Source organism: Pseudoalteromonas sp. SR45-5, assembly GCF_014163565.1.
Classification (GTDB): domain Bacteria; phylum Pseudomonadota; class Gammaproteobacteria; order Enterobacterales; family Alteromonadaceae; genus Pseudoalteromonas; species Pseudoalteromonas distincta.
The window spans coordinates 1-2,029 of record NZ_JACJDN010000681.1 but is presented as its reverse complement, the minus strand read 5'-3'; the positions used below and the strand labels follow the sequence as shown (position 1 = coordinate 2,029).

At 37.0% G+C, this 2,029-nt stretch carries 3 protein-coding genes; all 3 read right to left on the bottom strand.

Going from position 1 to position 2,029, the window contains the following annotated elements:
* Window positions 1–43: 43 nt before the first annotated feature.
* Genes H5072_RS17960 through H5072_RS17950 form a run of 3 tightly spaced genes read right to left on the bottom strand, consistent with a single transcriptional unit; the run spans window position 44 to window position 1,972 of the window.
* On the bottom strand, window positions 44–874 hold the full coding sequence (locus H5072_RS17960; protein WP_182694324.1) for a molecular chaperone: 831 nt from the start codon (window positions 872–874) through the stop codon (window positions 44–46).
* Between the two features lie 9 nt (window positions 875–883).
* Complete coding sequence (locus tag H5072_RS17955) at window positions 884–1,366, bottom strand: DUF4402 domain-containing protein (protein WP_182694323.1); 483 nt, start codon at window positions 1,364–1,366, stop codon at window positions 884–886.
* 3 nt (window positions 1,367–1,369) lie between these two features.
* Window positions 1,370–1,972: a DUF4402 domain-containing protein gene (locus tag H5072_RS17950; protein WP_170071817.1), complete on the bottom strand. Its 603-nt coding sequence runs from the start codon at window positions 1,970–1,972 to the stop codon at window positions 1,370–1,372.
* Window positions 1,973–2,029: the final 57 nt, after the last annotated feature.

Here is a 2,029-nt window from a genome sequence, read left to right as displayed (position 1 = left end):
ACTAAGCAAACTACTTATGCTTAGTAATAGTGCATACAATAAATTATTTAGCGTCATTCACAGTTAAAACATTAAGTGATTGTGAGGTTAAAGGCAGAGTGTATTGTGCAAATGTAAGGTCTTTATATTCTTGACTGCCTTCATATTTAAAAATGACTTTTCCTGCTTTATCTAAATTTTTGTCACTAAATAAACTAAGGGTTACAAACGCATTATCCACTTCTGGATAAATACTTAAATTACCAATTTCTGCAATTTTAACTTGCTCGTTATTGCTATCAACAAAGTAAGCACTTAATTTACCGTAGCTACTAAACTTACCTTCTCGTTTTATATTCAATAAAAACTGAGGACGTTGATTGCTTTCATTTAGCACTAGCTTAGCTTGTTCTATGGCAACTTCTGGCTCTTTCATGTCTTTACGTAACAAAATAGGAATGCTGTAGCTCATAATCATATTAACTTTTATTGAGCTTGTTTTATTAGTATTTTCACCAGGCAATGCTTGAAATAGAAGATGAGAGCGGTACTCACCAGAAGCTAGACCTTTAGGTTTACGTATTGCTATTTTTACTGTTTGTTTTTCACCAGGTGCTAAACGCATTTGTTTTGGTGACAAACGTGCCATTGAACTTAAACTTTCGCTTGTAGCCTCTGCCAACTGTATGTAGCCACCGCTAGGTTGCGCTTGCTTCTCACTCCATAAAACACGATATGTTTGATATTCATCCCCCGTATTAATTACGGTAACTTTAGCGGTTCGTTGACGTTCATCAAAACTAATACGGGTTGGAGAGATAAGTAAATTTGCGTATGCATTTTTTCCTAAAATACATACACTCAGTGCGAGCAGCACTAAAACTTTATAAAGCATGTTTTTCCTTTAGTAATCAATCGTAATTTCTAATTGGGTGTCAGTAATAAAACTACCATCTAAGTAACTTTGGCTAGTCCCTGTCGTTATTAAACGGCCACCTACTTTGAGTAAAAGATCTCCAAATTCATCGCTAGTTTGCGTGCTTGGTAAATCCACTAATACAACCGTAAACTTGGCACTATTAGCTCCAAGTACTTCACTTTGCAATGTAGAGTCACTCATTTTATTAAACGATATTTGAGTAAGCGGAGGTAAATCGGTAAATAAAAGTTCTGCGGGATTCCCCTCAGTTAATACGTAAATACTACCAAATGTGGTTATTTCACCATTGTGGTTAATCGTGATAGAGCTTAAAGTATTATTTTGAGGGATAACTAAAGTGCCAAAATTAAGCGCTTCTTGTTGTATGCTTGCGCTATAGGCTTGCTCGCTAAACATTAACGAAAGCCAAGCAGAAACATACAAAAAGCGCATTGTTTGTTTAAACACTAATTAATATGACACTTCAATATTAAAGCTACCAGAATACTCACCATCAGGGTAATCCACACTTGATGCGTTTGATGAAGTAGAAAGAGTCGCGCCTATATTAAATGATACAGCGCCATCAGCACCAGCTTGTAGGTTAGGAGTACCCTGCGTATAAAGCGCTCCTGCATTTGTTCCGCTCGTTATAAAGTAAGTCCAAGCATCTACAGTAAAATCAGGTTCATTTAAGCCTTGGCCAGCTAAGGGTAGTATCAAAGTATTTACTGGGTCGCTAATGGTTAAAATAGAGTTTGGTACTACATCTGACACACTGAAAGCACCCGCTTCACCACCTTCAATTATTGAGATACTCGCAGCGTTACCAGTTGGATTATCTTGTGAAGTAACAGGGCTCGCAGCTGGATCAGGATTAACTGTCAGCGTTGCTTGTTCGGCGCCTAATGGATCTGAAATAGCACGAATAGTACCAAAATTTAAATCGTTATCTTTTGTGAGTACTACAGCATTTTGTACTGTTACTTTCGCTTCAAATGACTCTGTAGCAGCATAAGTGCTAAACGAGCTGACCACGGTGGCTACAGCTAATGCAGATAAATAAAACTTCATGCTAAATCCTTATAAGAAAATGGGCTTTATCAAATATTTGCCCAACTATAGTTAGTA